22 protein-coding genes are annotated in these 23,466 nt (G+C 64.6%); 11 read left to right on the forward strand and 11 right to left on the reverse strand.

The window, feature by feature from the left end; translation table 11 throughout:
* Positions 1–118: 118 nt before the first annotated feature.
* The 3 genes from JHW40_RS13430 to JHW40_RS13440 all read right to left on the reverse strand — a co-directional run bounded on the left by JHW40_RS13430 (position 119) and on the right by JHW40_RS13440 (position 3,866).
* Positions 119–2,680, reverse strand: a complete 2,562-nt coding sequence (locus JHW40_RS13430; RefSeq protein WP_419182473.1) for a putative PEP-binding protein — start codon at positions 2,678–2,680, stop codon at positions 119–121.
* A gap of 90 nt (positions 2,681–2,770) precedes the next feature.
* Positions 2,771–3,367 (reverse strand): peptidylprolyl isomerase, encoded by a 597-nt coding sequence (locus JHW40_RS13435; RefSeq protein ID WP_090614025.1) that lies wholly within the window; start codon positions 3,365–3,367, stop codon positions 2,771–2,773.
* Positions 3,360–3,866 (reverse strand): peptidylprolyl isomerase, encoded by a 507-nt coding sequence (locus JHW40_RS13440; protein WP_090614023.1) that lies wholly within the window; start codon positions 3,864–3,866, stop codon positions 3,360–3,362. The genes JHW40_RS13435 and JHW40_RS13440 overlap by 8 nt, the downstream gene beginning before the upstream one ends.
* 172 nt (positions 3,867–4,038) lie before the next feature.
* Between JHW40_RS13440 and JHW40_RS13445 the strand changes: the two genes are divergently transcribed.
* A complete protein-coding gene (locus JHW40_RS13445) occupies positions 4,039–5,241 on the forward strand; it encodes a phosphoglycerate kinase (RefSeq protein ID WP_090614020.1) in 1,203 nt (400 codons plus the stop codon).
* A gap of 67 nt (positions 5,242–5,308) precedes the next feature.
* Here JHW40_RS13445 and JHW40_RS13450 read toward each other — a convergent pair whose 3' ends face one another.
* Entirely contained in the window at positions 5,309–5,803 is a 495-nt protein-coding gene (locus JHW40_RS13450; protein WP_090614018.1) for a hypothetical protein, read from the reverse strand.
* 238 nt (positions 5,804–6,041) lie between these two features.
* On the opposite strand from JHW40_RS13450, the gene JHW40_RS13455 reads away from it, so the two are divergent.
* From JHW40_RS13455 to JHW40_RS13475, 5 genes are all read left to right on the forward strand, one after another.
* Positions 6,042–6,968, forward strand: coding sequence for a class I fructose-bisphosphate aldolase (locus JHW40_RS13455; RefSeq protein ID WP_090614015.1), 927 nt, complete (start codon positions 6,042–6,044; stop codon positions 6,966–6,968).
* A 231-nt stretch (positions 6,969–7,199) separates the two neighbouring features.
* On the forward strand, positions 7,200–9,008 hold the full coding sequence (locus JHW40_RS13460; RefSeq protein ID WP_090614013.1) for an ABC-F family ATP-binding cassette domain-containing protein: 1,809 nt from the start codon (positions 7,200–7,202) through the stop codon (positions 9,006–9,008).
* A gap of 224 nt (positions 9,009–9,232) precedes the next feature.
* Complete coding sequence (gene rplU, locus JHW40_RS13465) at positions 9,233–9,595, forward strand: 50S ribosomal protein L21 (RefSeq protein ID WP_090614010.1); 363 nt, start codon at positions 9,233–9,235, stop codon at positions 9,593–9,595.
* 12 nt (positions 9,596–9,607) lie between these two features.
* The gene (rpmA, locus tag JHW40_RS13470) at positions 9,608–9,880 is read left to right on the forward strand and encodes a 50S ribosomal protein L27 (RefSeq protein WP_090614005.1); all 273 of its coding nucleotides are present in this window, start codon (positions 9,608–9,610) and stop codon (positions 9,878–9,880) included.
* Between the two features lie 79 nt (positions 9,881–9,959).
* Positions 9,960–10,544 carry a GNAT family N-acetyltransferase gene (locus JHW40_RS13475; RefSeq protein WP_419182442.1) on the forward strand — a complete coding sequence of 195 codons (585 nt, stop codon included), beginning with the start codon at positions 9,960–9,962 and terminating at the stop codon, positions 10,542–10,544.
* Between the two features lie 156 nt (positions 10,545–10,700).
* Here the strand turns inward: JHW40_RS13475 and tpiA are convergent, their stop codons facing one another.
* The 4 genes from tpiA to pepN form a co-directional block, all read right to left on the reverse strand.
* On the reverse strand, positions 10,701–11,447 hold the full coding sequence (tpiA, locus tag JHW40_RS13480; protein ID WP_090614003.1) for a triose-phosphate isomerase: 747 nt from the start codon (positions 11,445–11,447) through the stop codon (positions 10,701–10,703).
* A 77-nt stretch (positions 11,448–11,524) separates the two neighbouring features.
* Positions 11,525–11,899 (reverse strand): HesB/IscA family protein, encoded by a 375-nt coding sequence (locus JHW40_RS13485; RefSeq protein ID WP_090614000.1) that lies wholly within the window; start codon positions 11,897–11,899, stop codon positions 11,525–11,527.
* A gap of 143 nt (positions 11,900–12,042) precedes the next feature.
* Complete coding sequence (locus JHW40_RS13490) at positions 12,043–12,954, reverse strand: 1-acyl-sn-glycerol-3-phosphate acyltransferase (RefSeq protein WP_244519255.1); 912 nt, start codon at positions 12,952–12,954, stop codon at positions 12,043–12,045.
* A gap of 42 nt (positions 12,955–12,996) precedes the next feature.
* On the reverse strand, positions 12,997–15,570 hold the full coding sequence (gene pepN, locus JHW40_RS13495) for an aminopeptidase N (protein ID WP_090614148.1): 2,574 nt from the start codon (positions 15,568–15,570) through the stop codon (positions 12,997–12,999).
* Between the two features lie 195 nt (positions 15,571–15,765).
* Between pepN and JHW40_RS13500 the strand changes: the two genes are divergently transcribed.
* The 5 genes from JHW40_RS13500 (at position 15,766) to JHW40_RS13520 (ending at position 21,619) form a co-directional block, all read left to right on the forward strand.
* Positions 15,766–16,479, forward strand: a complete 714-nt coding sequence (locus JHW40_RS13500; RefSeq protein ID WP_090613998.1) for a hypothetical protein — start codon at positions 15,766–15,768, stop codon at positions 16,477–16,479.
* A 236-nt stretch (positions 16,480–16,715) separates the two neighbouring features.
* Positions 16,716–18,290 (forward strand): Re/Si-specific NAD(P)(+) transhydrogenase subunit alpha, encoded by a 1,575-nt coding sequence (locus JHW40_RS13505; protein WP_272848988.1) that lies wholly within the window; start codon positions 16,716–16,718, stop codon positions 18,288–18,290.
* A 10-nt stretch (positions 18,291–18,300) separates the two neighbouring features.
* Positions 18,301–19,743 carry an NAD(P)(+) transhydrogenase (Re/Si-specific) subunit beta gene (locus JHW40_RS13510; protein ID WP_272848989.1) on the forward strand — a complete coding sequence of 481 codons (1,443 nt, stop codon included), beginning with the start codon at positions 18,301–18,303 and terminating at the stop codon, positions 19,741–19,743.
* 203 nt (positions 19,744–19,946) lie between these two features.
* Positions 19,947–21,248, forward strand: a complete 1,302-nt coding sequence (locus JHW40_RS13515) for a DUF3422 family protein (protein WP_170851783.1) — start codon at positions 19,947–19,949, stop codon at positions 21,246–21,248.
* Positions 21,249–21,274: 26 nt separating this feature from the next.
* Positions 21,275–21,619: an ArsC/Spx/MgsR family protein gene (locus JHW40_RS13520; protein WP_090611343.1), complete on the forward strand. Its 345-nt coding sequence runs from the start codon at positions 21,275–21,277 to the stop codon at positions 21,617–21,619.
* Between the two features lie 3 nt (positions 21,620–21,622).
* On the opposite strand, the gene JHW40_RS13525 is transcribed toward JHW40_RS13520, so the two are convergent.
* Genes JHW40_RS13525 through gph form a run of 3 tightly spaced genes read right to left on the reverse strand, consistent with a single transcriptional unit; the run spans position 21,623 to position 23,466 of the window.
* Positions 21,623–22,051, reverse strand: coding sequence for a protein tyrosine phosphatase family protein (locus JHW40_RS13525; RefSeq protein ID WP_090611342.1), 429 nt, complete (start codon positions 22,049–22,051; stop codon positions 21,623–21,625).
* Positions 22,052–22,111: 60 nt separating this feature from the next.
* Positions 22,112–22,801, reverse strand: coding sequence for an HAD family hydrolase (locus JHW40_RS13530; protein WP_090611341.1), 690 nt, complete (start codon positions 22,799–22,801; stop codon positions 22,112–22,114).
* Positions 22,798–23,466, reverse strand: a complete 669-nt coding sequence (gene gph, locus JHW40_RS13535) for a phosphoglycolate phosphatase (protein ID WP_244519146.1) — start codon at positions 23,464–23,466, stop codon at positions 22,798–22,800. The genes JHW40_RS13530 and gph overlap by 4 nt, the downstream gene beginning before the upstream one ends.

The following is a 23,466-nucleotide window of genomic DNA, read 5'->3' on the forward strand; positions in this document are numbered from 1 at the left end:
TTTCATGCGAAACTGGGCAGAAACCCGCCGATAGGGAAATCGTTAACGGGCGGAAAACGGCAAAAGCCGGCCCGAATAGGTCCGTTTCGGCACTATATCAACCACTTGGAATGTCCGGTCACGATTCGGTCTTGCGGGGATCCGTGGCCTTCTCGCGGGCTTCGCGGATGGCGCATTGGGCTGCTGCCAGCCGCGCGATCGGCACCCGGAAGGGCGAACAGGACACATAATCCAGCCCCGCCCGCTGGCAGAAGGCGATGGACTCGGGATTGCCGCCATGTTCCCCGCAGACCGACAGGGTAATGCCCGGATGATGGGCGCGGGCGCGTTCGGCGCCGATCAGCAGCAACTCCCCGACGCCTTCCTGATCCAGAATATGGAAGGGGTCCTCTTCATAGACCTGCTGATTGACATAGATGCTCATGAAGCGCCCGGCATCGTCGCGCGACAGGCCATAGGTCATCTGCGTCAGGTCGTTGGTGCCGAAGGACAGAAAGGCGGAATGCAGGGCGATCTCTCCGGCGCGCAGGCAGGCGCGGGGGGTTTCGACCATCACCCCCAGACGATAGGTGAATTCGGCGCGCCGTTCGTTGCGCACGGCGGCGGCGACGGCATCGATCCGGGTCTTGACCAGTTCGACCTCGCGGCGGGCGGATACCAGCGGGACCATGATCTCGGGCACGACCGGGTCGCCGTGGCGGCTGGCCTCGATGGTGGCCTCGAAAATGGCGCGGGCCTGCATGTCATAGATTTCGGGCACGGTGATGCCCAGCCGCACGCCGCGCATCCCCAGCATCGGATTGAATTCCGACAGGGCCTCGACGCGGCGGGTCACGTCCGACAGCGGCAGATCCAGCGATTCGGCCAGTTCACGCAATTCATCGCGGTCATGGGGCAGGAATTCATGCAGCGGCGGATCGAACAGGCGGATGGTGACAGGAAGGCCGGCCATGATCTGGAACAGTTCGATGAAATCCTCTCGCTGCATGGGCAGGATGCGTTGCAGCGACAGCCGCCGATCCTCGGGCGTGTCGGCAAAGATCATCTCTCGCATGGCATGCAGGCGGCTGGCGTCAAAGAACATATGTTCGGTGCGGCACAGCCCGATGCCCTGCGCCTTGAAGCGCCGCGCGGTGCGGGCGTCCTCGGGCGAATCGGCATTGGCGCGCACGCCGATGCCACCGGCCTGATCGGCCCATTCCAGCAATTGCTCGAAACTGTCGTCCAGCGCCGGTTCCAGCATGGCGGCGGCCCCGGCCAGAACCTCGCCGGTGCTGCCGTCGATGGTGATGACCTCGCCCTCGCGAAAGCTGCGCCCGCCCGCGCGCAGAATGCGGTTACGCAGGTCGATGCTGATATCCGAGGCGCCGACGATGCAGGGCAGGCCCAGACCGCGCGCGATCACGGCGGCATGGCTGGTGGTGCCGCCGCGTCCGGTCAGCACCCCGACCGAGGCATGCATGCCGCGGATATCCTCGGGGACGGTTTCGCGGCGGACCAGCACGCAGGGCTCGTCCCGCGCGGCCGAAGCCTGCGCGGCGGCCGAGGAAAAGACGATCCTGCCTGTGGCCGCGCCGGGGCTGGCATTGATGCCGCGCGTGATCAGATCGCGCGGCGCGCGCGGATCGACCTGATGGTGCAGCAGATCGGCAAGGGCGCGCGGCTCGATCCGCATCAGCGCCTCGTCTGGGGGAATGATCCCGTCGCTGGCCAGCGCCACGGCGATGCGGACACTGGCGCGGGCGCTGCGCTGGACGCGGGTGGCGTCGATGATCGAGATGCGGCCGTCACTGACCACGAATTCCAGCTGCATCTCTTCGCGCAGCCTTTCGCGGGCGGCGATGCCAAAGCGGATCAGATCGGCAAAGACCTCGGGGGCGGCTTCCTCCAGCGAGGGGCCGCGTTCGTCGCGGGTCAGATACAGCGTCTCGGCGCCGGGTCCGACGGCGCTGCCCTGCCGCTGGCCCCGAAAGCGCCCGGTCACGCGGGGCTGGCCGGTAACCGAATCGGCGAACTGGATCGTGCCGGAACCGCACAGACCCGGCCCCATCCCCAGCGCCATTTCCTGCACCACCAGACCCAGAGGCGCATCGGCGGGCGCGCCCTTGGCCTGACGCAAAAGCCGCGCGGTCGGCCCCTCCCATGCCCGCGCCATCGAACGCAACACCTCGGCCAGTTGTCTGGCCGGGTCCTGTGGAAAGGGCTCGTCCATTTCTTCGCGAAACAGCCGCAGCGCATCGCTCAGCGCGTCGGGGCCTTCCTGCGCGAACATGTCGGGGTCAAGCCGGGCGATATTGATGGCATAGGATTGCACGAAGGACAGATAGATCGCATCGGCATTATCCTGCCCGATGCTGCGCGACAGGCAGGCGTGGCTTGCGTCATTGATGCCGACGGTCAGCACCGTGCCGGGGCCGCCCCACTCGGTGCGCACCGCCGAGGGACGGACACTGACCAATGTTTCGCCATTGCCGAACAGGTCGCGGAACCGTTCTTTCGGGACCGGCTGGCCCTTGGCGATATCCTGCACCGCAGCGGATGAGATCGCCACGCTGCGCGGCACCGGCAGGCCCATTCGGACCAGCCGTTGCAGGCATTTGGCCCGCCAGCCGTGCCGGTCGGTCTCGATCCGGGCGGAAGGAGTGATTTCAATCACATCTGTTATGTCGCGCATTTCCATGACGGCACAGATAGGCACCTGTCTTCGCCGCCCGCAAGTAAAAAGGGGACCCGAAGGCCCCCTTGTCGCGACGTTGTTCTGCGCCGCCGCTTATTCGACGATGGTTACCGTCGCCATATAGTCGGGCTCGTCCACCTTGCCATTAGCCGCCGGGTCGCCCTTGGTGATGGATTGCAGCACGTCCCAGCCGTCGATCAGCTGACCCACGACGGTATATTGCCCGTCAAGGAAGGTCGCCGGGGCCAGGTCGATGAAGAACTGGCTGTTGGCGCTGTTGGGGTCCTGCGCGCGGGCCATGCCCACGGTTCCGGCCTGAAAGCTGATATCGCCGAACTCGGCATCCAGATCCGGCAGGTCCGAGCCGCCGGTGCCCGCCATCGAGATGTCGCCATCCTGCTTGCCGTGCTGCACATCGCCGGTCTGCGCCATAAAGCCTTCGATCACGCGGTGAAAGACGACTCCGTCATAGGCACCCGATTGCGCCAGTTCGACCAGACGCGCGACATGGTTGGGCGCGGTCTCTTGCAGCAGGTCCAGCGTGATGGTGCCCTTGGCGGTGCCATCGGCGGCGGCAACCTCGATCACCATGTTGGGGCCGGGGCCATCCTCGTTCTGGGGCGCCTCCTGAGCCAGCGCGGCACCGGCCATCACAGCAAGAATCGCGGGGGGCAGGATCAGCTTACGCATCGGCAGCCACCTTGACCGAGATCATCCGGTCGGGTTGCGCGGGTGGCTCGCCCCGAGCGATGGCATCCACATGTTCCATCCCCGAAACGACCCGGCCATAGACCGTATATTGACCGTTCAGGAAATGGTTGTCCTTGAAATTGATGAAGAACTGGCTGTTGGCGCTGTTGGGATTGGCCGAACGCGCAGCCCCCAGCGTGCCACGGTCATGCGGCAGCTTGGAAAATTCCGCCGGCAGATCGGGCAGGTCGGAACCGCCGGTGCCTGCACGGCCCGGATTCCAGCCATTCTCCATATTGGCATGCTGCACGTCGCCGGTCTGCGCCATGAAGCCCTCGATCACGCGATGGAAGGCGACATTGTCATAGGCGCCTGCGCGGGCCAGTTCCTTCATGCGCTTGGCATGTTCGGGCGCGACATCGGGCAGCAGCTCGACGACGACAGGACCGTCTTTCAGCTCGATGATGACGGTATTCTCTGGATCCTTGATATCGGCCATCCGGCCCTCCTTTGCCAGTGTCACTGCCAGACTTATTGACTTGCGGGCCGAAGGGCAACGCGGTTGCGCCTCACGCGCGGATAACGACCACGTCATACCTTAGCGAGAGTTGACGCGCTGCCAATCATGCGGGACAAGCCGCCAGACGCCTCACAGCCCGAAAGGACGCGACATGGCCGCATTCAAGACGATCGATGATATGGAACTGGACGGGAAGGCCGTGCTGACCCGTGTTGACGTGAACGTCCCGGTCGAGAATGGCAGGGTGACCGACACCACGCGGATCGAAAAGATCGTACCCACCGTCAAGGATATTCAGGCCAAGGGCGGCATTCCCGTCCTGCTGGCCCATTTCGATCGTCCCAAGGGCCAGCGTGTGGACAGCATGAGCCTGAAGGTGGTGCTGCCCGCACTGGAGGCGGCGCTGGGACAGAAGGTGGCCTTCGCCGATGATTGCATCGGCGGCCCGGCCAAGCGGGTCGTTGCCGACCTGAAACCGGGCGATGTGGCACTGCTGGAAAACACCCGCTTTCACGAGGGCGAGGAAAAGAACGACGCGACCTTTGCCGCCTCGCTGGCCGCGCTTGGCGGGGCCTATATCAATGACGCCTTCTCGGCTGCGCATCGCGCCCATGCCTCGACCGAGGGGCTGGCGCGGCTGCTGCCCGCAGGCGCCGGACGGCTGATGGAGGCCGAACTGAAGGCGCTGGACGCCGCCCTTGGCAATCCGCAACGCCCGGTCATGGCGGTGGTCGGCGGGGCCAAGGTCTCGACCAAGCTGGACCTGCTGATGAACCTGATCGACCGGGTGGATCATCTGGTGATCGGCGGCGGCATGGCCAACACCTTCCTTGTCGCGCAAGGGGTCGAGGTCGGCAAATCGCTGGCCGAGCGTGAGATGGCCGATACCGCCCGCGCGATTCTGGAGAAGGCCTCGAACGGGGGCTGCACCATCCACCTGCCGGTCGATATCGTGGTGGCGCGAGAGTTCAAGGCCGGGGCCGACAGCGAAACCCTGCCGGTCGATCAATGCCCCGCAGATGCGATGATCCTGGATGCCGGTCCGGCGACCGTCGAATCGCTGCGTGCGGCCATGACCACCTGCCGCACATTGATCTGGAACGGCCCGCTTGGCGCCTTCGAGATCGAACCCTTCGACCGCGCCACCAACGCCGCCGCACAGGCTGCGGCAGAGCTGACGCGCGAAGGCAAGCTGACCTCGGTTGCAGGTGGTGGCGATACGGTTGCGGCGCTGAACAAGGCGGGCGTGGCGGACAGCTTTACCTTCATCTCGACCGCGGGCGGGGCCTTCCTTGAATGGATGGAAGGCAAGGAACTGCCCGGCGTGGCGGCGCTGGAAGCCTCGGCACGCTGAGAGGCGCCTTGTCCGATAATGTGAAAAAAGGGGCGCCGAGGGCGTCCCTTTTATATTGTGCCGCGATCTATGCGCCTTGTTCCGTGTCGGCAGGCGGCGTGTCGGCGGCTTGTTCAGGCGAGATCATCGCAGGTTCGCTCCGATCCGGCGCGGGCTGTGATTCCGCCGCCGCTGGCTTTGGCGCAGTCACCACGCGCAGCGCATCGTCCTGTGACGCATCGGGGCCAAGGGGCGGGGCGGCCCCATTACGCGCGCCGGGTTCCGCCGGACGGGCTTCGGCGGGCTTCGGTTCTTCGGTCTGCGCCTTTTCCGTGCGCCGGATCAGACTAGCCTCGCGATAGCTGGCCAGCTTTTCCTGCCATGACCGCATTTCGGTATCGTCCCACAGCTGTTCGGTGGCATCGACCGGAAAGGGCCAGTTGCGGAAATAAAAGGCGATGTTCTGCGCGGCGGGGGCCAGCGAAAATGCCCGCGCGCCGTTGCCTTCGGCATTCGAGGTTCCGATTGCGCTGCTGCCCGCGGCTGACAGCGAATAGGGCATGAGGGCGGTGTTCATCTCCATCTGCAAGCGCCTGTCTTGTTCGTTCCTGTAAGAGTGGTTCACTGTCAGATTGGCATGAAAATGCCCCGGCCTCGACTCCGTAATCCCTTGCATTTTAGACAGTTGTGCCGCCATTCCGACGCGTCGCGGCGCGGATTTGCCGATCGCGGCGGCGCGGGCGGGCTTGTTAGCGTCAACAACATTGCCACCCCCCTTTCGTATGATATGCACCGGCCATCACGAAAGGAGATCCATTCCAATGACGATGACCGATACGGTGCGCAAGATTCTTGCGAATTACGAGGGCGAGACTCCGGGCGTCAAAGCGCAGCTGGCACGGATGCTGATGACCGGCAGGCTGGCGGGCACCGGCAAGATGATCATCCTTCCCGTGGATCAGGGATTCGAGCATGGCCCGGCGCGCAGCTTTGCGCCGAACCCGGCCGGTTACGACCCGCATTACCATTACCAGTTGGCCATCGATGCCGGGCTGAACGCCTATGCCGCGCCGCTTGGCATGATCGAGGCAGGGGCCGATACCTTCGCCGGCCAGATCCCGACCATCCTCAAGGTCAACAGCGCCAATTCGCTGATGTCGGACACGGCGGGCAAGAACCAGGCGGTCACGGCCTCGGTCGATGACGCGCTGCGTCTGGGCTGCGCGGCCATCGGCTTCACCGTCTATCCGGGTTCGGACATGGCGCTGGACATGTTCGAGGAGATCGTCGAGATGCGCAAGGAGGCCGCCGCCAAGGGCGTGGCGACCGTGATCTGGTCCTATCCGCGCGGCGAGGCGATCACCAAGGACGGCGAGACCGCCATCGACGTGGCCGCCTATGCCGCCCAGATCGCGGCGCTGATCGGCGCGCATATCATCAAGATCAAGCTGTCCACCGACCATCTGATGCTGCCCGAGGCGAAGAAGGTCTATGAGGACAAGAAGATCGACATCGCCACGCAGGCCAAGCGCGTCGAACATTGCATGCAGGCGGCCTTTGGCGGGCGGCGCATCGTGGTGTTCTCGGGCGGTGCGGCCAAGGGTGCCGATGCGGTCTATGACGACGCCCGCGCGATCCGCGACGGCGGCGGAAATGGCTCGATCATCGGGCGCAACAGCTTCCAGCGTTCGCGCGAGGATGCGCTGGATATGCTGGGCAAGCTGGTCGATATCTATAAGGGCGCCTGATCTTTTTGCGTATCGTGAGATGGGAAGGGGCGCGGCCGGCGCCCTTTTCCATGCCGGAATCTGAAGGGGCAGCCTTGCCGACCCCATCGAAGGGCCGGCAAGGCTCGGGGGCTGCCGCCCCCGCATCGCCCCGTTTGCTTCGGTTGTGCCGCGAGGGCAGATGGGGGGCAGATCAGAGGGCACGTCACGGGGCGGATTGACCCCCGCAGCCGGGCAGGCTAGGGCGCTGGCATGGCACGCGCACCGCTTCTTCAACTGACCGATATTTCCCTGACCTTCGGCGGCAATCCCGTTTTCGAGGGGCTTTCCCTGACCATCCAGCAAGGTGACCGGGTGGCCTTGGTCGGGCGTAACGGCTCGGGCAAGTCGACGCTGATGAAGGTCATGGCGGCGCTGGTCGAGCCCGACCGGGGCGAGGTGGTTCTGGGTGCAGGCACGCAGGTCGGCTATATGGAGCAGGATCCGGATCTGTCGGACTTCGCCACACTTGGCGATTTTGCGCGTATGGGCCTGCCCGAAACCGAGGGCTATCGCGTCGAGATGGCGGCCGAGGGGCTGAAATTCGATCCCGACCGGCCGGTGGCCACGGCCTCGGGCGGAGAGCGCCGCCGCGCCGCGCTGGCGCGTCTGCTGGCGCAGGCGCCCGAACTGATGCTGCTGGACGAGCCGACCAACCATCTGGATATCGAGGCCATCGGATGGCTGGAGGATCACCTGAAACAGACCCGCGCGGCCTATGTGCTGATCAGCCATGACCGCGCCTTTCTGCGGGCGCTGACCCGCGCGACCCTGTGGATCGACCGGGGCGAGGTACGCCGCCAGGAAAAGGGTTTCGAGGGTTTCGAGGACTGGCGCGAGACCGTCTGGGCCGCCGAGGACGACGCGCGCCACAAGCTGGACCGCAAGATCAAGGCCGAGGCGCGTTGGGCGGTCGAAGGCATCAGCGCGCGGCGCAAGCGCAATCAGGGCCGGGTCCGCGCGCTGGCGGCGCTGCGGGCCGAGCGCAGCGCGCAGATCCGGCGTCAGGGCACGGCGGCGATGGCGCTGGATTCCGGGCCGCAATCGGGCAAGAAGGTGATCGAGGCGCGGGGCATCGCCAAGGCCTTTGGCGATCGCGTGATCCTGCGCCCCTTCGATCTGCGGGTGAATCGCGGCGACCGGATCGCCTTTGTCGGCCCCAATGGCGCGGGCAAAACCACCTTGATCAAGATGCTGACCGGCGAGATCGCGCCCGATGAGGGCACGGTCAGCCTGGGCACCAATCTGGAGATCGCGGTTTTCGATCAGGCCCGCGCCGCGCTGAACCCGGACCAGACGCTGTGGGAATCGCTGGCCGGGGACACGGATATGCGGGTCTCGGGCCGGGCCGATCAGGTCATGGTGCGCGGCCAGCCGAAACATGTCGTCGCCTATCTGAAAGATTTCCTGTTCGACGATGCGCAGGCCCGCGCGCCGGTCCGCAGCCTGTCGGGTGGCGAAAAGGCGCGGCTGCTGCTGGCGCGGCTGATGGCGAAGCCCTCGAACCTGCTGGTCATGGACGAGCCGACCAACGATCTGGACGTGGAAACGCTGGATCTGTTGCAGGATCTTCTGGGCGATTACGATGGCACCGTGCTGCTGGTCAGCCATGACCGCGATTTCATCGACCGGGTGGCCGATACCACCGTGGCAATGGAAGGCGACGGGCGCGCGGTGACCTATGCCGGTGGCTGGAGCGATTATCGCGCCCAACGGGGCGAGGATGCCGCCGTCACTCAAGTAACCGCTCCCGCCAAGAAAGCCGCCGCGCCTGAAAAGGCGCCGGCGGCGCGGTCTGGTCTCAGCTTTACGGAAAAGCACCGTCTGGACGAACTGCCCGCGATCATCGAACGGCTGGAGGCCGAGATCGGCAAACTGTCCGAATTCCTTGCCGATCCGGATCTTTACGCCACTTCGCCCGCGAAATTCGAAAAGGCCAGTACGGCGCTGTCGGAGCGTCAGGCGGCGCTGGCGGGTGCGGAAGAGGAATGGTTGCTGCTGGAAGAGAAGGCGGCGGGCTGAGCACCCGGAATGGGCAGAGGAATGCAGCCGGAATTTGCTGCCTCTGCTTGACTTCGGGGCGATGATCGGCCATATCGGCGGCACCGGCCGGCCCCAAAGCCTTGGCCGGTGCGTTATTTTAATCGACACCCCATCCGGAATGGGGGCGCTGTTCGAAGGCGGGGACACCCTGAAACACCGGTGATGACCGGGGCCGCAGGACGCGGAAAACAAGGAAAGATGCGATGTTCGCAGTTCTGAAAACGGGCGGCAAGCAATACAAGGTGCAGGCGGGCGACGTCCTGCGCGTTGAAAAGCTGAATGCCGCGGCTGGCGACAAGGTCCAGTTCAACGAGATTCTGATGGTCGGCTCGACCCTTGGTGCGCCGCTGGTCGATGGGGCCTGCGTGCAGGCCGAAGTGATCGACCAGATCAAGGCCGACAAGGTCATCACCTATGTCAAGCGCCGCCGCAAGCACAGCTCGCAGCGGACCCGTGGTCATCGTCAGCAACTGACCCTGCTGCGCGTCACCGACGTGCTGGACAAGGGCGCCGACAAGACCGGCGTGAAGGCCGCCATCGGCGCGCGCACCAAAGAAAACGCGTAAGGAGACTGAACCATGGCACATAAGAAAGCAGGCGGTTCGTCCCGCAACGGTCGCGATTCGGCCGGTCGCCGTCTTGGCGTGAAACTGTATGGCGGTCAGGAAGCGATCGCCGGCAACATCATCGTGCGTCAGCGCGGCACCAAATGGTGGCCGGGTGACAATGTCGGCATGGGCCGCGACCACACCCTGTTCGCGCTGAGCGACGGTCAGGTGGCCTTCAGGAAGGGCCTGAAGGGTCGCACCTATATTTCGGTCATGCCTGCGAATTTCGAAGCCGCCGAGTAACCCAGGGTTAACAATTCATTGTTAGAGGGGGATCGGCGAAAGCCGGTCCCCCTCGACAGTTTCCGGGGAGGGAAACGGGATGGCCGCGCCGATGAGGGAGGACAGCCGGTTGGGTGAGTTGAATGTGAAAGAGGCGGTGCCGGATATTCAGCCGGTGATCGAGACGCCGCGCTTTGTGTTGCGTCCGCTGCGGGTTTCGGATGCCGGACTGATTGCCCATTACACATCGGATCGCCGTGTAGCGGAAGGAACGCGGGCGATACCGCATCCGCTGCCGCCGGGATCTGCACAGGGATTCGTGCAGCGCGCCCTGGCACCGGACCGGGCCGAGGATGTCTGGGCCATCGACGGCTCGGCCAACCGTCTGGCCGAGTTGCTGGGCGTGGTGTCGCTGACCCGGATGGAAGGCGACCAGTCAGAGCTTGGCTTCTGGGTGGGCGCCGGCTTCTGGAATACCGGCTTCGCCACCGAGGCTGTCGAAGCCTTGGTGGCCGCCAATCCGCACAAGGCCCGGACATTGTTCGCCGAGGCGTTTCAGGACAATCCCGGTTCCGCCCGGGTACTGACCAATTGCGGTTTCGTCTATCTGGGCGATGCCGAAAGCTGGTCTGTGGCGCGCAACTCCCGCGTGCCGACCTGGACCTATCTGCGGAAGATGGGTTGAGACGGGCAGGGGGCGCTCGCGCCCCCTCTTGCGTCCTGACGACCGCAATTCACCCCCTGAGGATATTTATTGCACCAAAGATGGGGCTATTGTTGCCTTATCTTCGTGATGAGGTGGTTTCGGCGATGCGCAGGATCGGCACCGCCTTACAATGAATCAGGCTGCCGACAGTGCGGCCATGATCGGCCCGAAATCAGTGGCCTTGAGGCTTGCACCACCCACCAGTGCGCCATCCACATTGGCGATGGCAAAGATTTCGGTCGCGTTGCCGGGTTTCACGCTGCCACCATAGAGCAGCCGCACATCATCGGCATCCGCGATCACGCCCCGCAGCTTGTCGCGCATCAGCGCGTGAACCTCGGCGATCTGTCCCGTGGTGGGGGTGCGGCCAGTGCCGATCGCCCAGACGGGCTCATAGGCGATGACAGTATTGGCCGCGGTCGCCCCAGTGGGCAGAGATCCGGCCAGTTGCGCGGCTATCACATTCAGGGTCTCATCGCTGTCGCGCTGTGCTTCGGTTTCGCCCACACAGATGATGGCGGTCAGCCCGGCCTCATGGGTGGCAACAGCCTTGGCCGCGACATCGGCATCGGATTCTCCGTGATCGGCGCGCCGTTCCGAATGACCCAGGATGACGTAATCCGCCCCGACATCCCGCAGAAGCATCGCCGACACATCGCCGGTATGGGCCCCGGAAACCGAGGCATGGCAGTCCTGACCACCAACGGCAATGGAGCCTTCGCCGATCCGTGCTTTCATCGCCTGGATCAATGGCGCGGGCGGGCAGAGCAGCACCTCGCATTCCGAAGCCGCCGCGGCTTCCAGCATGGCATCGATCTCGGCCAATGCCGCCAGATCGCCATTCATCTTCCAGTTTCCTGCAGCAAGTTTGCGCGGTGCCATCCGGACCCTCCTTTCAGGTTTGCGGCCATGGCTTAGGGGCAACAGCTGCGCAAGGCAAGTCGGCAGAAAGTGACGGATCAGCCGTCCTGCGTGCGGCTGCCTTCCAGCGGCTCGAACCGGATTGATTCGCCACAACCGCAGGAATCGGTCACATTGGGATTGTTGAACCGAAAACCCGATTCCAGCAGCCCGGTCTCATAATCGATCTGCGTGCCGAACAGGAACATTTGCGCCATGGGCGAGATCATGACCCGCGCAGCCCCCTGTTCGACCACCTCTTCGTTCGGCTCGGGCGCCTTTGCCAGTTCCATCGTGTATTCCATGCCCGCGCAGCCGCCTTTCTTCAGCCCAATCCGCAGGCCGAAGGCGTTCTTGCCGGTCATCAGCCGGGCGATCTGCTTTTCAGCCGCCGGTGTGATCGTGACGGGGGCGGTGCCGGGAATGGCGAACATGGGTCGGACATCCTGTCTTGCTGCTCAGAACAAGATAGTGCTGCAAACCCGATCTCTCAAGCCCGCCCCATCTTTGGTGCGGAAATATCCGCGGGGGGTCCGGGGGGCAGCCAGCCCCCCGGCGTCGCGGGACGCAAACCCGCTCATGCCATCTCGCGCCGGCCACGGATCAGCCGGACGCCCCCGGTTTCCTGCATCAGCCGGGCCGCAGTTGGCCCGGTATCGGGCAGGGCCAGGACGGTCTCGCGCAGTTGGGCGATCGCCTCTTCGCTGCCTTTGGGCAGGGTGTCGGGGTCGATCGGCAGGCCGATGGTCACGCGATAGGTCTGGCGATGCTTGTTCAGCACCTCGTTGAACAGGGTCACGTCGCGCAAGGTCGGGTGCAGCGCGTCCAGCAGATAGAACAGTGCCGAATTGTGCGCCCGGATCCGCAGCGGAATGACCGGCACCCGGAACTTGCGCGCGATCATCGCGGCCGAGGCCATCCAGGGCCGCTCATGCAGGCGCAGGCCCCGGCGATGCGCCAGCCGGCCCGAGGGGAAGATCAGCCCGATCCGTCCCGCCTCCAGGGCCGCGCGGGTATAGTCCATCGTCGCCTTGGTCTTGGCATGGCTGCGCTTTTCCACCCGCCATTCGACCCCGGCGATCAGGTCTGCCGTTTGCGGCAGGACCCGGATCATGTCGTGATTGGCATAGATGAACAGATCATTGCGCAGTTGCGAGATCAGCGCATGCAGCACGATGCCGTCGGCGATGCCGGTCGGGTGGTTCGACACGATCAGCGCCGGACCCGAGGCGGGCAGATGCTCCAACCCCTCGACCCGGACATCGCGCAGGATCAGCCGGGCCATGCGGCGCATGATCTCATCCACCGGCAGGTCGCGGAATTCCGCCCCCAGATCCAGCGTGCGTGGATAGCGCAGCAGCGGCATCATTACCGCCCGCGCGATGGCCGGAAGGACGCCGCGGGAATGAAGCCAGGGGGCCCGCTCGGCGATCAGCGGGTCAAGGCGGGCCTGCATTTCGGCCCGGGCTTCGGCAAGGGTCTCAGTCATCTGCATGATCCTGCCCCGCCACCCCCAAGCGCACAAGCTGGATCATTTCCGGGCGGCGATCATCCGCGAAACCATCTCGCGCAGGTTGCGGCTGATCCCCTCCATCGCGGCCATGCGCTGCAACGCCGCCAGCGCCTTTTCGCGCCGTCCCGCGTCATAGCGGGTCCAGGTCTCGAAGGCGGTGGACATGCGCGCCGCGATCTGCGGATTGGCGCGGTCCATCTTCATCAGCCAGTCGGCGGTGAAAGCGTAACCCGCGCCATCGGCCCGGTGAAAGCCCGCGTGATTCGCCGCCAGCCCGCCCAGCAGGGCGCGAAAGCGGTTCGGGTTCTTCCAGTCGAAATCCTTCCGCTTGGCAAGGGTTTGCGCGATCTGCACCGATTCGGCCACCGGCGCGACCATCGGCTGGATCATGAACCACTTGTCCATGACCAGTCGGTTGTCGCCGAACTCCTCTTCCAGCAGGCGCAGGGCGGTCTGGCCGCGTCCGCGACGGATCAGGCAGACCAGCGCCGCCATCCGTTCGGTCATGTTGCCGGCGGTGCCGAACAGCACCTCGGCGCGGTCGCCGCCGTCGATCCGGCTCAGCAGCCCCAGAACCGCGATGCGCAACGACCGCCGCGCCGCCGCATCCGCATCGGGGGAATAGGCGCCCGGTACCGCCATCAGGCGGTAAAGGTTGGACAGCAGCGCCTCATGCGTCTCGGCGATGCGGCGGGCAAGATCGGTTCTGGCGGCATGGATCGCATCGGGGTCGGGCACAACCCCCCGCGCTGAAAGGCGGGTGGCGATTTCCTCTTCGGACGGCAGGTTCAGGCACAGCGCGCGAAAGGCCGGATCGGCATTCTCATCCGCGATCAGCTGGCCGATGGCGGCGATATAGTCATCCCCTGCCATGTTCCCCTGCGCCAGTTGTAACAGCGCCGACAGCGCCAGATCGCGACCGGCCTCCCACCGGGCGAAGGGATCGCTGTCATGGGCCAGCAGAAAGGCGCGGGTCGCATCGTCGATTTCCCGCTCCAGAATCACCGGGGCGGAAAAGCCGCGCAGCGCCGAGACCACGGGCCGCGCCCCCAGACCATCAAAGCTGAAGCTCTGGCTGGCCTCGGTCATCTCGAGGATCTGGCTGGGCAGAACCTCATCGCCATTGGGGCCGATCAGCCCCACCGAGATCGGGATCACGCGGGCGGGTTTGTCGGGTTGTCCGGGGGTGGGCGGGGTGTTCTGCGTGAAACGCAGGGTCAGCCGGCCATCACCCCAGTCCTCGGCCATCTTCAGGCGCGGCGTGCCCGCATCGGTATACCAGCGCTTGAACTGGGTCAGGTCGCGGCCGGTGGCATCCTCGAACACCTGCAACCAGTCCTCGATGGTCGCGGCATCGCCGTCATGGCGCTGGAAATACAGGTCCAGCGACTTGCGATAGCCGTCGTCGCCCACCAGCCGCTTCAGCATGCCGATCACCTCGGCGCCTTTTTCATAGACCGTGGCGGTATAGAAATTGTTGATTTCCTCATAGTGATCGGGGCGCGGCGGATGGGCCAGCGGACCCTGATCCTCGCGGAACTGGCGCGCGCGCAGGGATTGCACGTCCGAGATCCGCTTGACCGCCGCCGAACGCATGTCAGCGGTGAACTGCTGGTCGCGAAAGACCGTCAGCCCCTCTTTCAGGCACAGCTGGAACCAGTCGCGACAGGTAATCCGGTTGCCGGTCCAGTTGTGGAAATATTCATGCGCGATCACCGATTCGATACGCTCGTAGTCGGCATCCGTCGCCGTGTCCGGGCTGGCCAGAACCAGTTTGGAATTGAAGATGTTCAGTCCCTTGTTCTCCATCGCGCCCATGTTGAAGTCATCGACGGCGACGATGTTGAACACGTCCAGATCATATTCGCGGCCATAGGCATCCTCGTCCCATTTCATCGACTTGATCAGCGATTCCATGGCGAAACCGGCGCGGTCCTGATCGCCGGGACGGACCCAGACATTCAGCGCCACATCGCGGCCCGACCGCGTGGTGAAGTGGTCGCTGACCGCCACCAGATCGCCTGCGACCAGCGCGAAAAGATAGCTGGGCTTGGGCCAGGGATCGTGCCATTCCGCCAGCCCGGGTTCCTGCCGGACCGGGTTGCCGTTCGACAGCAGTACCGGCTGATCGCTGCGGACCAGCACGCGGAAAGTCGTCATCACATCGGGCCGGTCGGGATAGAAGGTGATGTGCCGGAACCCTTCGGCCTCGCATTGGGTGCAGAACATGCCGCCCGACAGATACAGCCCCTCGAAGGCGGTATTGGCCGAGGGATCTATCTGGACTTCGGTTTCCAGCCGGAAGGGACCGGAGGGCAGGGCGGCGGCGGCGATGGTCAGGGTCTCGTCGTCGCGGCTGACATGGGCGGCGTCCGGCACCGCGCCATCAATGGTCAGCGACAGCAGCTTGATCTGCTTGCCGCCGTCCAGAACCAGATCGGCCCCCGATTCTCGGGGCTGGAAATCCAGCGCCGCCAGAACCCGCGTGGCGGCTGGCGCCAGGTCGAATTCCAGCGCGACCTGCTTCAGATCGAACGGATAGGGGCGATAATCGGCAAGAAATTGCTCATTCGCGGTGGCCTCGATGGTCATGCTCTTCTCCCGCAGCGAAAAAAAGACCCGGGGCAAGGGAACCCGGCTTTTATCCTTGGTGTTATTCGCCTGAATGCCGGGTCGCAAGACAGGCCGATGGTTGCAGGCGAATTGTGCAATTGACAGCCGTGACCGGATTGTCGAAACCATGAAACGCTAAACCGGTGTTTATAAAACTGAATCTGGAGGCCAGCGATGACCCATGACCCAAATGATCCGAACCGGACCCAACCGGACGAGCCGAAGGAAACCTATGTGGAGCCGGTAGAGCGTCGTTCGTCGCCCCTGCCGCTGATCATCGGTGTCCTTCTGGCACTGGCGCTGGCCTATTTCGTGCTGCAGCGTTTCATGGCTGATGACACCGTGGCCGTCGAAGGCGACACCACCACCGTCACCACCGAAGAACCCGCCGCCGAGGAAGCCGCCGACGATGCGGCAGCCGCTGCGGATGAGGCAGCAGACGCTGCGGGCGACGCCGCCGATGCGGCCTCGGATGCCGCCGATGACGCCGCCACCGCTACGGGCGAGGCTGCCGAAGCCGCCGCCGAAAGCGCAGCGGATGCCGCCGAAACCGCCGCCGACGCTGCCGGAGAGGCTGCCGATGATGCCGCTGACGCCACTGGCGCGGCCGTCGACGACGCTGCCGAAGCGGCTGGCGAGGCTGCCGATGCCGCCGCGACCGAGGCGGAAAACGCCGCCGACGCCGCCAGCGACGCGGCTGCCGAAACGGGCGCAGCGGTCGATGGCGCGGTGAATGACGCCGTGGATGCGGCAGAGGACGCCGCCGCCGAAGCCGAGGCTGCGGCCGACAATGCCGCCGACGCGCTGGACGACGCGATCTCGGTCGAGGACGAACCCGCCACGACGGGCACCGGGGGCACCACCACGACGACCCCTCCGGCGAACTGATCCGATCCACGCCGCGAATACCATGAACACCGCGCGAATTCTCGCGCGGTGTTTTCATTTCTGCGGCCATTTTCGCGGCAAGGTTGCTACGACTTTGGTCACACGCAACTATCCGCAACCGCCGAACGATCCGTCCTTTAGGTGCAACGGCGATGTTAGCGCACTTGTGAAAGATTGTTTCGCGATGGTATGGGTTGCCCAATTCTGGGCAATAGGAACTGGGGGGCCTTCATAGGATGAAGATCGGCGCGTTGAAGGAGAGTTTTGAGGGGGAGGCTCGTGTTTCGATCACGCCCTCCTCGTCCTTGCATCTCCAGAAACTGGGACATGAGGTATTCATCGAATCCGGGGCTGGCGCGCGCGCCGGTTTCTCGGACGAGGATTACGCGGCGGCGGGGGTGACGGTCGAGGCGACGGCGGCCAGCCTTCTGGCGGCGGTCGATGTGGTGGCCAGGGTGCGCCCCCCCAGCGAGAGCGAAATCGGCCAGATGCGCGAAGGCCAGACGCTGATCTCGTTCTTTTATCCGGCGCAGAACAGCGAGTTGCTGGAAGCAGCCCGCCAGCAGGGCATCACCGCCATCGCCATGGACATGGTGCCGCGGATCTCGCGGGCGCAGAAGATGGACGCGCTGTCCTCGATGGCCAATATCGCCGGTTACCGTTCGGTGATCGAGGCGGCCAACAATTTCGGCCGTTTCTTCACCGGTCAGGTGACGGCGGCGGGCAAGGTGCCTCCGGCCAGGGTTCTGGTGGTGGGCGCGGGCGTGGCCGGTCTGGCGGCGATCGGGGCTTCGGTCAGTCTGGGCGCGCAGGTTTATGCCTTCGACGTGCGCCCCGAAGTGGCCGAGCAGATCGAATCGATGGGGGCCGAGTTCGTCTTTCTCGATTTCGAGGAACAGGCGCAGGACGGGGCCGCGACCGGCGGCTATGCCGCGCCCTCCAGCCCGGAATTCCGCGAAAAGCAGCTGGAGAAGTTCCGCGAGCTGGCGCCGCAGATGGATATCGTCATCACCACGGCGCTGATCCCGGGCCGCGATGCGCCCAAGCTGTGGACGAAGGACATGGTCGAGGCGATGAAGCGCGGCAGCGTCATCGTCGATCTGGCCGCCGAAAAGGGCGGCAATTGCGATCTGACCGTGCCGGACGAGCGGATCGTGACCAACAATGGCGTGACCATCATCGGCTATACCGATTTCCCCTCGCGCATGGGTGCACAGGCCTCCGAGCTTTACGGCAACAACATCCGCCATTTCATGTCCGATCTGACGCTGAAGAAAGACGGCGTGATCGACCACAACATGGAGGACGACGTGATCCGTGGCGCCACCGTCACCCGCGATCACGACATCACCTGGCCGCCTCCGCCGCCGAAGGTTGCGGCCATCGCGGCGCAGAAGCCCAAGGAGAAGAAGAAGGAACTGACGGTCGAGGAGCGCCGTGCCGCCGAGGTCGCGGCCTTCCGCGCCGAGACCAGAAGCCAGGTCACGCTGCTGGTGGCCGGGGGTCTGTTCCTGCTGCTGATCGGGCTGGTCGCTCCGGCCAGCTTCCTGTCGCATTTCATCGTCTTCGTGCTGGCCTGTTTCGTGGGCTTCCGGGTGATCTGGAACGTCGCCCATTCGCTGCACACGCCGCTGATGGCGATCACCAATGCGATCTCGTCGATCATCATTCTGGGGGCGCTGATGCAGATCGGCTCGGGCTCGGCCTGGGTGGTGGTGCTGGGGGCGCTGGCGGTGCTGATGGCGGGCGTCAACATCTTCGGCGGCTTCCTCGTCACCCGGCGCATGCTCGCCATGTTCCAGAAATCGTAAGGAGGGGCTGATGGAATACGGATTTACCACTGCCGTCTATGTGGTTGCTTCGATCCTGTTCATCCTCTCGCTGGGGGGGCTGTCGGGTCAGGAAAGCGCCAAGCGCGCGATCTGGTACGGCATCGTCGGCATGGCGCTGGCGGTGCTGGCGACGCTGTTCGGGCCGGGCGCGGGCAACTGGTGGCTGTCGGCGATCATGATCGCCATCGGCGGCAGCGTCGGTTTCGTCATCGCCAAGCGCGTGCAGATGACCGAGATGCCGCAGCTGGTCGCGGCGATGCACAGCCTCGTCGGTCTGGCGGCGGTCTTTGTCGGCTTCAACGCCCAGATCGAGCTGGCCCGGGTGCTGCGCGAAAAGGCCGCCGATGCCGCCGTCACCTTCGAGGGCTTCGCCGCCGTTCTGGCCCACAAGACCCCGGCCGAGATCGCGGTGCTGAAGATCGAGGTGTTCCTTGGCATCTTCATCGGCGCGATCACCTTCACCGGCTCGGTCGTGGCCTTCGGCAAGCTGGCGGGCCGCATCGACGGCAAGCCGAAAAAGCTGCCGGGCGGGCATATGCTGAATGCCACCGCGCTGGCGCTGTCGATCCTGTTCGGGGTGCTTTACTGCGCCGATGTCGGATCCCCCGTGCTGTGGCTGGTGCTGATCACCCTGCTGGCCTTCTTCATCGGCTATCACCTGATCATGGGCATCGGCGGCGCCGACATGCCGGTGGTTGTGTCGATGCTGAACAGCTATTCCGGCTGGGCGGCGGCGGCGATCGGCTTCACCCTTGGCAACGACCTGCTGATCGTCACGGGCGCGCTGGTCGGCTCGTCAGGTGCGATCCTCAGCTATATCATGTGCAAGGCGATGAACCGCCATTTCGTCAGCGTGATCCTGGGCGGCTTCGGCGGCGAGACCGGCCCTGCCGCGGAGATCGAGGGCGAACAGATCGCCATCGACGCCGACGGCGTGGCGGCGGCGCTGAACGATGCCGACAGCGTGGTGATCGTGCCGGGTTACGGCATGGCGGTGGCGCAGGCGCAGGCGGCGGTCAGCGAGTTGACCCGCAAGCTGCGCGCGGCGGGCAAGGAGGTGCGTTTCGCCATCCACCCGGTCGCGGGCCGTCTGCCCGGCCACATGAACGTGCTGCTGGCCGAGGCCAAGGTGCCCTATGACATCGTGCTGGAGATGGACGAGATCAACGACGATTTCCCCTCGACCGACGTGGTGATCGTGATCGGCAGCAACGACATCGTGAACCCGGCGGCGCAGGATGATCCCAACAGCCCCATCGCCGGGATGCCGGTGCTGGAGGTCTGGAAGGCGAAACAGGTCTTCGTGTCGAAACGCGGTCAGGGCACCGGCTATTCCGGCATCGAAAACCCCCTGTTCTTCAAGGACAACACCCGAATGTTCTATGGCGACGCAAAGGACAGCATCAATAAACTCATGCCAATGGTCGAGTGAAGGGCAGCATCGGCATGACCAGGAAAGGGCGCGCGTGACGCGCCCTTTTTCATATCCTGACGAAACCCTTGGCATTGCGGCTTTCCGGTCAATGCCGAGGGGCTTTTTGCGATGATCGGATGCCATGCCGGTTGGAAAATGCGCGCGATCATGGCAGGGAAAACAGACGGGCATCCTGCCCCGCACCGAATATGGAGGCCCGCGTGGGTCCGGCAACCGAACATCCCCTGCGCTATGAACTGGCAAGCGAGCTGCACGCCCGGCCCTCGCCACGGCTGACGGCACCCGCGACCTGCGCCTTCGTCGCCTTCAAGGAGCCACGCAACGCCGCCAATCGCGACCGGGGTCAGGATGTCGCGCACCTGTCGCAACTGACCACCCGCCACGGCGGACCGCGCCCCGATCCCGAGGACAGCCATTATCAGGGCAAGCTGGGCCGCCACGATCTGAAATGGGAAAGCCACACTGAATTCGTGACCTATATGGCGACGGTGCCGGGCCTGCCGATCCGCCCATTCGATCCCAGCGCCGGGGCGATCTTTCCCGAGGACTGGCAGCGTCAGGCGCCGGGCAAACGGATCGCGGCGGTGCTGGTCCAGATCGACTTTCTGCCCGACGATCCCGCCGAGGCGCTGGAGCGGATGGGCAACTGGTTCGCCCGCGACAGCCTGACCTCTGTCTGGGTGCTGGACGAATCGGCGATGATCGCCGGCGATTTCCGCATCGATTCCGACGGCTGGATGCGTTTCGCGCTGTTCGTGCGTCCGGATGTCGGGGCAGGGCGGATCGGTCGCATCCTGCACCGTCTGGTCGAGCTGGAAACCTATCGCGCCATGTCGATGCTGGGTCTTGGCCGCGCTCGTGGCCTGTCACGCCGCCTGAACGAGCTGGAACCGCGCCTGACCGCCATTGTCGAGGGAATGACCGACGGGCGGGAACCGGACGAGGTGCTGCATGACCTGCTGGCGGTTTCCGCCGAACTGGAGGCGCAGGCGGTGCAGCACAGTTTCCGCTTTGGCGCGACGGCGGCCTATGAGGCGATCGTCATGGACCGAATCCAGGCCCTGCGCGAGAGCCGCTTTCATGGCCGCCAGATGCTGACCGAATTCATGCGCCGCCGCTATCAGCCCGCGATGCGCACCGTCAAATCCGCCGAGGCGCGACTGAACCAGATGATCGACCGCACCGAACGCGCAGGCGAGTTGCTGCGCACGCGCGTGGATGTCCAGCGCTCGGCCCAGAATCAGGACCTTCTGTCGCGGATGGACCGGCGCGCGGATCTGCAATTGCGGCTGCAACACACGGTCGAGGGGCTGTCTGTCGTCGCCATCAGCTATTACGCGGTGGGGCTGCTGTCCTATGCCTTGGCGCCGGTCGCTTCGGCTTTGGTGCTGGACAAGGCCATTCTGGTCGCCGCATTGACCCCCATCGCCGTTCTGGTGGTGTGGTGGGGGATGCGCCGCGTCCGCCGCAGCCTGCATGACGGCGATACGCCGCATTCCTAGAAATTCACTGACCCCGAGGTATTCCTATGACCAGAACGCTGACCCTTTACGGCCTTGCCCATTGCTCGACCTGCCAGAAGGCGCAGGCCGAACTCGAGGCCAATGGCTGGAGCGTGTCGTTCCGCGACGTGCAGAAACAGCCGCTGGACGAAGAGTTGCGCCGCAGGCTGGTGGCGGAATGGAGCGACAAGATCATCAATCGCGCCAGCCTGACCTGGCGCGGCATGTCCGAGGCCGAACGCGCCGCCGATCCGGTCGCGATGATGGGCGAAAAACCCAGCGTGATGAAACGTCCGGCCATCGAGGCAGGCGATCTGCGCCTGCTGGGCTGGACCGCCAATGTCAAACGCGCGCTTGGCGTGCCGGTCTGATCTTCAGCCCTTGTTGCTGGCCAGTGAGGCCAGCAACGGCCGCAGTCCGGACAGGTCATATCCAGCCTTTGCCGCCGTTTCGAGAATATCGGTTTCAGGCAGTTTTCCGGCCTGATTCAACGCCCAGAGCACCGTGCTGCGATTGCCCGAACGACAATAGGCAAAGACTGGCTGCTCACCGCTGATCGCCTGACCGAAGCCGGAAATCAGCTCGGGCGTGATCTGACCGGGGGTAAAGGGCAGATAGTGATATTCCATCCCCGCGGCCTTTGCCGCATCCTTGAAGACCTTGTGGTCGATATCGGGCGTGATCTCGGCATCGGGGCGGTTGTTGATCAGCACCTTGAACCCGGCATCCGCCAGTCGCTGAACGTCCTCGGGGGCGATCTGCGGCGAAACGGCAAGATCGGGGGTCAATTGACGCAAATCCATGGCAAGCCCTTGCTGCGGTTTCATGCTGTCCCCCGGATTGCGGTTATTCGCCCCTGAATGTCAAGCAACAGCCAGAATACGCGCCAGAGGCGGGGGCAGGGCGCCCGTCAGATCGGCGCAGATCCAGTCGGCCCCGCTGAAATCGCCATCATCGGTATAGGCCGAGGGCGTCACCAGAACCGGCAGACCCGCCGCCCTGGCCGCCGTCATGCCGGGCATGCTGTCCTCCAGCGCAAGGCATTGAACGGGTTGCATTTCCAGTCGATTTAGCGCCAGAAGATAAACATCCGGCGCGGGTTTCTTGGCCGCAACCTCATCGCCCGCAGCGATCACGTCGAAGATCTCACCCGCCGGTTTCCCCAGCGTCGCCGCGATCAGCGCATCGACATTCGGCCTGCTGGTCGTCGTCCCAATGGCCTGCCGCAACCCGGCGTCCCGAGCCGCCGCAATCAGATCCGCGACTCCGGGGCGCAGCGACACCTGACCAGATGCGACAAGACTTTCGTAATGTGCTGTTTTTAATTTATGAATTTCGGAGATTTGCTGATCTGTCAAATCCACCCCGGCTTCAGTCGCATAGGCCCGTACCCGCTCTTTTCCGCCGGTAACATGCAGCAGGCGGCGATAGAGGGCGCGGTCCCAGGTCCAATCCAGCCCCGCATCGGCAAAGGCGCTGTTGAAGGCCGCGCGATGTGTTTCCTCGGTCTCGGACAGGGTTCCGTCCACATCCCAGATCAGCGCCGAAATCATGCCGGCGCCCCGGCTTCGACAAGGTCGGGCAGGGCGGTGAAATCATCGAACTGCGCCTGCCATGTCAGTTTTTCCAGTGGTGTCTGGCGATAGCCGCGACTGTAGATCAGGAACGGCACCGGCACCGCGGCCGCACAACTGGCATCGAATTCACTGTCGCCGACATAAAGACCCTGAGGCGAACGCGGATCGGCGCCCAACTGCTCGAAAGCCAGCCGGAGCGGGGCCGGATCGGGCTTCTTTTCCGGCAGGGAATCGCCGCCGACAATGCAGGAAAAGACCGAGGCGATTCCGAAATGATCCAGAATGGCGCGCGTCGGCACCAGCGGCTTGTTGGTGCAGATCCCCAGAGGATGCCCCCGATCCGCCAGCACCCCCAGCGCATCCGTCACCCCCGGAAACAGCCGGGTCAGCGCCGTGGCCGCATGATAGCGCGCCATGAAAGAAGCCACCAGATCACGCTGGCTGTCGGCCGGAAGGCCCAGGGCATGAATGATCTTTTGCCAAAGGATATCAACGCCCCCGCCGATAAAGCTGCGAACCTGCTGCAAGGTCAGCGCCGGATGGTCGTGCTGGCGCAGAACCGCGTTGACGCAGGCATGAATATCCGGTGCGCTGTCGATCAGCGTCCCGTCCAGATCGAAAACGATGGGGCACGGAGCCAT

Origin of the sequence: Paracoccus alcaliphilus (assembly GCF_028553725.1) — a bacterium.
GTDB classification, from domain to species: Bacteria; Pseudomonadota; Alphaproteobacteria; order Rhodobacterales; family Rhodobacteraceae; genus Paracoccus; species Paracoccus alcaliphilus.